The following is an 8,336-nucleotide window of genomic DNA, read 5'->3' on the forward strand; positions in this document are numbered from 1 at the left end:
TCAGGCCGCTGTCCTCGACGGTGCGCCACAGGTCCGCCTGCCATTCGCCGCGCTCGGCCGCTTCCAGCTGCGCGGTGGTCACTTCGTTGCCGAACAGCCGTTGTGCGCTGTCGGCCAGCATCTGCTCGAGTTCGAGCTCCAGTTCGCGTTCGTTCATCGGACCCCCAGGCCTCTCGTAATGATTCCCCGCAGGATTTCGCGCGTGCCGCCCCGCAGGGAGAACGAGGGCACGGTCTGGGTCAGATGGCAATGGGTGGCGACGAAGGGCGAGCCGTCCGGCCGCAGCTCGTGGCCGAACAGCTGGTGCGCGACCTCGGGAATGCGCTGCTCGAACAGCGCGCCGAGATCCTTGACGTTGGCCGCCGCCAGCTGCGGGTTCTCGCCGCGATGAAGCATCGCCGCGATGCCGCGCGACATCTGCCGCAGATTGCTCAGCTCGGCCACCAGGTAGCCGAGCTCGACCGCGTGCCGCGCGTCGTCGGCATCGGCGTGATCCACCATCTCGGCCAGCAGCGCATAGCTGCTCAGATAGCGCTCCGGGCCGCTGCGCTCGAAGGTCAGCTCGGCGGTGACCTGCGCCCAGCCCTGCCCCGGCTCGCCGATCACCATGCGGTCGGGCACGAAGACGTTGTCGAACACCACTTCGTTGAAATGCTCCTCGCCGGCCAGATTGCGGATCGGCCGCACCTGCAGCCCTTCGGAGCGCATGTCGATCAGCAGCTGCGACAGGCCCTTGTGCTTGTCGTCGGCGCTGCGGTCGGTGCGCACCAGCGCGATCATGTAGTGCGAGCGATGCGCGTTAGAGGTCCACAGCTTGGTGCCGTTGACGACCCAGCCGCCGTCGACGCGATCGCCGCGCGTGCGGATCGATGCCAGGTCCGAGCCCGAATCGGGTTCGCTCATGCCGATGCAGAAGCGCACCTCGCCGCGCGTGATGCGGGGCACGATCTCGTGCGCCACTTCCGGGTCCGCGTAGCGCATCAGCAGCGGACCGCTCTGCCGCTCGGCGACCCAGTGGCCGCCCACCGGCGCGCCCGCCGCCAGCAGTTCCTCCAGCACGACATAGCGCTCCAGCATCGAGCGCTCCTGACCGCCGAAGGCCTTCGGCCACGTCATGCCGATCCACCCCTTGGCGCCCAGCGCGAGGCTGAACGCGGGGTCATAGCCGGACCAGCTCTGCGCGCGCTTCTGCGGCGGCCGGTCGCCGACGGTCTCGGCGAGAAAGGCGCGTACCTGCGCCCGCAATGGCGCCAGGTCCCCATCGGGCTGCGCCGGTCGAATCACGATCTGGCTGGCCGTGTCCACTTCCCCTCCTGTCGATTGGTGTGCTGCGTTCGTCGATGCAGCGATGGGAGGCAGCTTAGCGACGCGGACAGGGGCCGCCCATCGCGGCGGCGGCATAACAAAAATCCGGTGGACCCTTGTGCACGCCTGCGCGTTCGCAAGCGGAGAAGCGTTCCATACGTCCCGCGCATAAGCGATATGTCCGCGGGACAGTTGCCCTCGCTGCCGCTCGGCGCTTAGGCTGTGGCCTGGTTCGACAGGGCGGGGTCACACCGTCCGCAAGGAGACAGAGCGATGCGTGATGATTCGATGAACAAATGGACCGTTGCGCGGCTGGTGTCGCTGGCCACGGGCTCGATGGCCGTGCTGGCGATGCTGTTGCCCTCGCCGGCGCGGGCCGCCGATGCGGCGGCCGATGCCGCCGGCTATCCCGCCAAGCCGGTCAAGATCGTGGTGTCCTTCCCGCCCGGCACCGGTTCGGACAGCACCGCGCGCTTCCTCGCGCAGAAGCTCGAGGCGCGCTTCGGCCAGCCCTTCGTGGTCGAGAACCGGCCGGGCGCCAACAGCTTCATCGCGGCGCAGGCGGTGGCGCGCGCGGACCCGGACGGTTACACGCTGTTCGTCGCCAGCAACTCGCCGATGGCGACCAACGCGGTGCAGTTCAAATCGCTGCCCTACGATCCGGTCAAGGACTTCGCGCCGGTGGCGCGGCTCTATTACGGCGCGATGGTGCTGTCGGTGCCGGCCAGTTCGCCGTACCGCACGGTGCAGGACCTGATCCGCGACGGCAAGGCGCGGCCGGGGAAGCTGAGCTACGGCTCGGGCTCGGCCTCGTACCAGATCGCCACCGAGCTGTTCCTGAAGCAGGCCGGCGTCAAGGCGGTGGCGATTCCGTACAAGGGCGCGGCACCGGCGGTGGCGGACCTCGCCGGCGGCCAGGTCGACTTCGCGCTGTCGGACTACACCGCCGCGGCGGCGCTGGCGCAGACCGGCAAGACGCGCATCCTGGCGGTCACCGGCGACAAGCGGCTGGACGTGCAGCCCAATGTGCCGACGCTGCAGGAACTAGGCTTCAAGGACTACTACATGATCAACTGGGTCTCGCTGTTCGCGCCGGCCCATACGCCCAAGCCGATCGTCGACAAGCTCAGCCGCGCCGCGGTCGAGATCTTCAACAGCAAGGAGGCCGCGGAGTTCATCGGCCGCACCAACGGCCAGATCTTCGCCGGCGGCGCCGACGTGTTGCGCAAGTTCCAGCTCGACGAGATCAAGCGCTGGTCGGCGGCCGCCACGCTGGCGGGGATTCCGAAGCAGTGAGCCGATGCATTGAGCTGAGGCATTGAGCCGGTGCATTGGACCGGCGCATTGAACAAGGGCGTCGGCGGAGCGGTGAGCCGGAGCAGTGTGGCTGCTGCAACGGCCCGAGGCACAGGCCGAAGCGGTGAGACGCCTCACGGCGCCACCGCGTGCTCCATCTCGTAGGCCCGATGCAGCAGCGCGACGAAATCCGGCGCAGCGGCGATCGGCACCTCGCCGATGCGCCGTACCGGCACGCCGGGCGTCCATGAGTTCATCACGACCGCGCCGCCGAGCGAAGGCAGGTCGGGGAGCCTGACCTCGCGCGTGCGCTGCGCGATGCCGAGGCGGTCCAGCTGACGCCGAAGAATGCCCATGGTGGTGCCGGTCAGCATCCGCGCTTCCGGCCACACCACCGCCTCGCCATCCCAGAACGCGAGGTTCCAGATGGTGCCCTCGCTGAGCCACCCCTGGCGGTCGACGAAGGCCGCATCGTCGAAGCCCTGTTCGACGGCCTGCCGCAGGTAGTACGTCTTGGCGATTTCGCCGACGTGCTTGATGCCGGGAAGCACCCGCTCATGCTCGACCGTATCCAGCGCGAGCGGCCCTGTCGGCCCCGACGAAGGCGGCCCGGTCCGGATCAGCAATCGGGGCGCGCCCGTGCCGCGCGCCGTGAATTCCCCTTCCGGCGAATACACCGTCGCGGTCAACGACAGATCGGCGGGGCTCGCCCGCAGCGCCGCCCGCAAGCGGTCCCGCACCGCTTCGTCGGACAGCGCCGTGCCGAACAGCGCCATCGATGCCGCTCGCAGGCGGGACAGATGCAGGTCCAGGGCGCGAATCCGGCCGCTTCGCACCTGCATGGCGGTGAAGTGGGCATAACCGGCGAAGGCAAGCGGCGCCAGGTCCGCCGCCGAGGCGGGCCGTCCGTCGAGGTGGGCAATGTGTGACTTCGATTTCGATTCGGCTGACATGCCGCGCTCCTGTATGTGATCGTCAAGCAGCGCAAACTATCGCCCAGCGGCCGGGCCTTCCGGAAACGAAAAGTTCTGTACGAATCATCAAGCCGAACTTGAAGATTCAGATGAGCCCCATACGGCCCGTCAAGCGGGCAGCGGGAATCCGTGCTGCCGAACCAAGCCGGCGGACGACGGTCTGACAGCCGTTAGCCGTTGAACACGCAATCAAGGAGAGCTGCGATGCAATGTCCCGTCTGTACCGAGACCACGCTGGTGATGGCCGAACGCCAGGGCGTCGAGATCGACTACTGCCCGAAATGCCGCGGCGTGTGGCTCGATCGCGGCGAGCTCGACAAGATCCTGGAGCGTGCCGCGGCCGAACAGGCGCCGGTCGCGCAGGCGCCCCAGGCCGCCGCGCCGCAACGGCCGGTCGATCCGCGCGGCTACGACCGCGGTTATGACCAGCGCGCCTACCGCGACGACGACCGCTACCGCGAGCAGAAGCACTATCGCAAGAAGAGCATCTGGCACGAGATCTTCGATTGACCGGCTTCGAGTAACCGGCTTCGATCGCCCGCTTCGAATGACCGCGTAGATCGACCCGCTTCGATCGACCGCTTCGATCGACCGCTTCGATCGACCGCTTCGATCGACGATCCTCGACGCAGAGGTGACCGCACGGCGCCCCTCGGGGCGCCGTATTCGTCAAGACGCGCGTCGGAATGCCCGTCAGAACGCCAGCGTGCGCGCCGCCACGTTCGCGGCGAGATCGGGATCGTGCGTGACCAGCATCAGCGCGCAGTCCGACTCCTGCGCCGCCTCGACGATCAGGTCGATGGTATTGCGCTGCGTGACCGGATCGAGCCGCGAGGTCGGCTCGTCGGCGAACAGGAAGGCGGGCCGCAGCAGCAGCGCGCGCAGCAAGGCGAAGCGCTGCAGTTCGCCGCCGGACACCGCGCCCGGCAACCGTTCCAGCAGATCGGGGGAAAGTCCGAGCCGTTCCATCCAGGGCCGCAGCGGCGCGCGTTCGAGCCGGTGCAGCGCGATCAGGTCGTGCAGCGCGCGGCCCAGCGGTACGTGCGGCGCGAACGCGCCGGCCGGGTCCTGGTAGAGCTTCTGGTAGCGAACCCGCGCGATGCCGTCGGCCCGGCGCACGCTGCCGCGATCCGGCCGCGCAAGGCCGAGCAGCACATTGCCCAGCGTCGATTTGCCGCTGCCGCTCGGTCCGGTGACCGCCACGCGTTCGCTGGCGTGCAGCGTCAGGTCGAGTCCGTCGAACAGCAGATGGTCGCCGAAACGCTTGCTCAGGCCGCTGGCGCGCAGCACTTCACCACCCGTGGCAGGCATCGCCCGGCGCGGCCATGCCGCGGGCTCGGCGGCGATCAGCGCGCGCGTGTAGTCGTGCGACGGCGCGCCCAGCACCGCGTGGGTCTGGCCGCGCTCGACCACGCGGCCATCGAGCATCACCATCGTGTCGCCGCCCAGCGCCCGCGCCACGCCGATATCGTGCGTGATGGTCAGCACCGCGCAGCCCTGCTCCAGCGCCGCGCGCAGGCGCGCCACCAGGTTGTCGCGCCAGATCCGGTCCAGGCCCTTGGTCGGTTCGTCGACGATCAGGATCGGCGCATCGCCGGCCCGGGTGATCGCGAACGCCGCGCGCTGCGCCATGCCGCCGGACAAGGCGGTCGGCCAGGCACGCGCGGCGTGCCCCAGCCCGACCGCACGCAGCGCATGCGCGGCGTGGTGCGCGGCGCGCTGCCGCGATTCGCCGGCAACCCAGCGATAGGTCTCCGCCAATTGCGCATCGACGCGCATCAGCGGGTCCAGCGCGAACCACGGCTCCTGCGGCAGCAGCGCCAGCTCGCGGCCCCATAGCGGCCGGCGCGCGCGCATGTCGTTGGCCTCGCAATCCCAGCCGTGCCCGGCAAGGCGGCCGCTCGCGCGCAGGCCCGGCGGCAGCGAACCCATCACCGCATGGGCCAGCAGGCTCTTGCCGGAACCGGTCTCGCCCAGCAGCGTCAGCGCGCGGCCGGCCTGCAGTTCGAACGACACCGGCTGCAGCAGCACGCCGTCGGCGCTGGCGACCGCCAGGTCCCGCACGCCGAGCAGGCGGCCGACGCGCTCGCCATGCAGGTCCTCGATGACGAGGTCGTTGCGCGCGTTCATGGCGACACCCCCGCACGCGGGCGTTCGTTCAGCAGCGCCAGCGCGAGGATGGCGATCGCCAGCACCGCGATCGGGCTGGCGATCGCCCACGGCGCCTCCGCCGCATACGGCAGCAGCTCGGTCATCATCAGGCCGAGCTCGGCCATCGGCGGCTGCACGCCCATGCCGACGAAGCCCATCGCGGCCAGCGCCAGCACCGCCGCGCCGAGGCCGAAGCTGCTCAGCGTGCCGAGCACCGGCGCCAGCTCCGGCAGCAGGTGCCGGCACGCGATATGGAGCGGACCGAAGCCGAGCAGGCGCGCGGCCTCCACATGGTGGCTCCGCAGCACGATCTGCGCGCTCGCCCGCGCGACGCGGAAATACTCGACCCACAGCACCAGCGACAGCCCCAGATACAGCGGCCACATCGCGCCCGGCGCCAGCGCCGCCAGCAGCAGCACCAGCAGCAAACCCGGCAGCGCCAGCACCGCGTCGGCCAGTGCACCGGCCACGCGATCGGCCCAGCCGCCGCGCCACGCGGCAAACAGGCCCAGCAGCGTGCCGGGCAGCGCGGCCGACAGCACGCACAGCAGCGCGAGGCCAAGCGACAGCCGCGTGGCATGCGCGGTGCGGGCCAGCACGCTGCGGCCCAGATGGTCGGTGCCCAGCGGCTCGGCCATCGTCGGCGCCTGCAGCACGGCGTACAGGTCCTGCTCGAAGGGCTGGCGCGGCGCGGCCAACGGGCCGGCGATGGCGAACAGGGCCAGCAGCACGATCAGCAGCAAGGCGATGCGCCGGCGCGGCGTGGCGACCGTCAATGCGCCCTTCCAGGTCGGGCTTGCCATCTCGCTCATCGCCCGACCCTCGCGCGCAGCCGCGGATCGATCGCCATGCAGGCCAGGTCGACCGCGGCGTTCAAGGCGACGAACAGCAGGCCCATCGTCAGCGCGGTGCCCTGGATCATCGGCACATCGCGGCCGAAGATCGCGTGCACCAGCGCATGGCCGATGCCGGGCCAGGCGAACAGCGTCTCGACCACCACCACGCCCTCGAGCAGATAGACCAGCTGCACGCCCAGATAGGCGACCACCGGCACCGCGGCATTGCGCACCCCGTGCCGCGCCATCGCGACGCGGTCCGACAGGCCCTTGGTGCGGGCGAACAACCAGTACGGCGCGGCCACCACGCCGGCCATCGCATCGCGCGCGACGCGCATCGCGGTGGCGGCCAGGCCCAGTCCCAGCGTCAGCGCCGGCGCGACCCAGCTGCCGTGTTCGCCGTGGCCACCGGCGGGCAGCCAGTCGAGTTCGACCGCGAAGGCCAGCACCAGCAGGATGCCCAGCACGAACGGCGGCAGCGCGCGCAGCAGCACCGACAGCGCCAGCGTGGCGCGATCGGTGTGGCCGCCGGCGTGCCTGCCGGCGGCAAAGCCCAGCGGCAGCGCGATCAGCGTCGACACGGCCAGCGCGGCGAGCGCCAGCCACAGCGTGTGGCCGAGCTGATGCGCGATCTCGGCGGCGACCGGCGCGCCGGTCACGGTCGAGGTGCCCAGGTCCAGATGCAGCAGCCGCGACCACCACGCCAGCAGGCCGTCGAGCCAGGGGCCGTCGAGCGCCAGTTCCGCGCGCACCGCATCGGCGGCCTGTGCGGTCACCATGTCGTAGCCATAGCGGCCGGCGGCGATGCGGAAGGCCATGTCGCCCGGCAGCAGCCGCATCATCAGGAAGCTGAGGCCGCCGACCAGCGCGGCGACGAAGGCAGCCTGCAGGCCGCGCTGGAGCAGCATGCGGGCGACCAGCCGCGCCGCGGGGTGGGTCCGCCGCTGGGGCGCGGCGGGGTGGGTCCCCCGCTGACGCTCCGCATCGCGCGATGCCGATGCCGATGGGCCTGCGATTGCCGCGGCGAGTTGGGTGGACTGGGTATTCGGTGGCGTCATCGGGTCCATTGCAATTCGGTGAGCCGGTAGCTGCGTTCGAACGGGTCGATCGACACGCCGGCCAGATACGGGCTGGCCGCCAGCGTCTGCTGGTACCAGAGCACCGGCACCAGCGGCAGGCCGTCATGCAGCGCGCCGGCGATCTGCTCGCGCAGCGCCTGCGCACGCGCGGCGTCGGCGGTCGACGACATCGCGGCCAGGGCGCGCGTCAGCGTCGGCGACGACCAGCCCATCGCGCCCCAATCGCCGCCGCGCTTGTCACCCCCCTCGCCGCCGCTCTTGCCGCCGCCCTTATCGCCGTCCTTATCGCCGTCCTTATCGCCTTCCTCGCCGGCCTTCCCCTCCGCCCCGCCGAAGTCCTGCGCGATCGCGCCGAGCGCATCGGGCACCGCGCCATAGTTGCGCGCGATCAGGCCCATCTCCAGCGAGCCGTCGCGATGGCCAAGCGGAATCTCGCTGGAGTTGCCCACCGCCACGCGGATCTGCACGCCGACCAGGCGCAGCTGCTCCTGGATCGCGGCGGCGATCACCGGCAGTTCGGGACGATCGGGGAAGGTCTGCAGCGTCAGCGCGAAACGCTTGCCGTCGCGCGCGAGCACGCCGTCGGTGCCGCGCCGCCAGCCGAGTTCGGCGAGCAGCGCACGGGCGCGTACGGGATCGTGCGCGAGCGCGGGCAGATCGGCGCGATGCCAGCCGGCCAGCGTCGGCGGAAACAG

Annotated in this window: 8 protein-coding genes; 2 read left to right on the plus strand and 6 right to left on the minus strand. The window is 70.7% G+C overall.

Annotated features, from left to right (window positions below):
* Positions 1-153 precede the first annotated feature (153 nt).
* Positions 154-1,305, minus strand: a complete 1,152-nt coding sequence (locus tag AC6EI8_RS21615) for an acyl-CoA dehydrogenase family protein (RefSeq protein ID WP_498382834.1) — start codon at positions 1,303-1,305, stop codon at positions 154-156.
* Positions 1,306-1,641: 336 nt separating this feature from the next.
* On the opposite strand from AC6EI8_RS21615, the gene AC6EI8_RS21620 reads away from it, so the two are divergent.
* Positions 1,642-2,601, plus strand: coding sequence for a Bug family tripartite tricarboxylate transporter substrate binding protein (locus tag AC6EI8_RS21620; RefSeq protein ID WP_149317591.1), 960 nt, complete (start codon positions 1,642-1,644; stop codon positions 2,599-2,601).
* Positions 2,602-2,735: 134 nt separating this feature from the next.
* On the opposite strand, the gene AC6EI8_RS21625 is transcribed toward AC6EI8_RS21620, so the two are convergent.
* Positions 2,736-3,554: an aminotransferase class IV family protein gene (locus AC6EI8_RS21625; RefSeq protein WP_498382835.1), complete on the minus strand. Its 819-nt coding sequence runs from the start codon at positions 3,552-3,554 to the stop codon at positions 2,736-2,738.
* Positions 3,555-3,779: 225 nt separating this feature from the next.
* Here AC6EI8_RS21625 and AC6EI8_RS21630 point away from each other — a divergent pair, with 225 nt between their 5' ends.
* Complete coding sequence (locus AC6EI8_RS21630) at positions 3,780-4,085, plus strand: TFIIB-type zinc ribbon-containing protein (RefSeq protein ID WP_498382836.1); 306 nt, start codon at positions 3,780-3,782, stop codon at positions 4,083-4,085.
* A gap of 183 nt (positions 4,086-4,268) precedes the next feature.
* On the opposite strand, the gene AC6EI8_RS21635 is transcribed toward AC6EI8_RS21630, so the two are convergent.
* The 4 genes from AC6EI8_RS21635 to AC6EI8_RS21650 all read right to left on the minus strand — a co-directional run.
* Positions 4,269-5,705, minus strand: a complete 1,437-nt coding sequence (locus AC6EI8_RS21635) for an ABC transporter ATP-binding protein (protein WP_498382837.1) — start codon at positions 5,703-5,705, stop codon at positions 4,269-4,271.
* Entirely contained in the window at positions 5,702-6,538 is an 837-nt protein-coding gene (locus AC6EI8_RS21640) for an ABC transporter permease (RefSeq protein WP_498382838.1), read from the minus strand. The genes AC6EI8_RS21635 and AC6EI8_RS21640 overlap by 4 nt, the downstream gene beginning before the upstream one ends.
* The gene (locus AC6EI8_RS21645) at positions 6,535-7,470 is read right to left on the minus strand and encodes an ABC transporter permease (protein ID WP_498382839.1); all 936 of its coding nucleotides are present in this window, start codon (positions 7,468-7,470) and stop codon (positions 6,535-6,537) included. Before AC6EI8_RS21645 ends, AC6EI8_RS21640 begins: the two co-directional genes overlap by 4 nt.
* 146 nt (positions 7,471-7,616) lie before the next feature.
* On the minus strand, positions 7,617-8,336 hold a 720-nt coding region (locus AC6EI8_RS21650), incomplete at its 5' end, for an ABC transporter substrate-binding protein (protein WP_498382840.1).

Source organism: Cupriavidus sp. R6-3, from assembly GCF_059772245.1.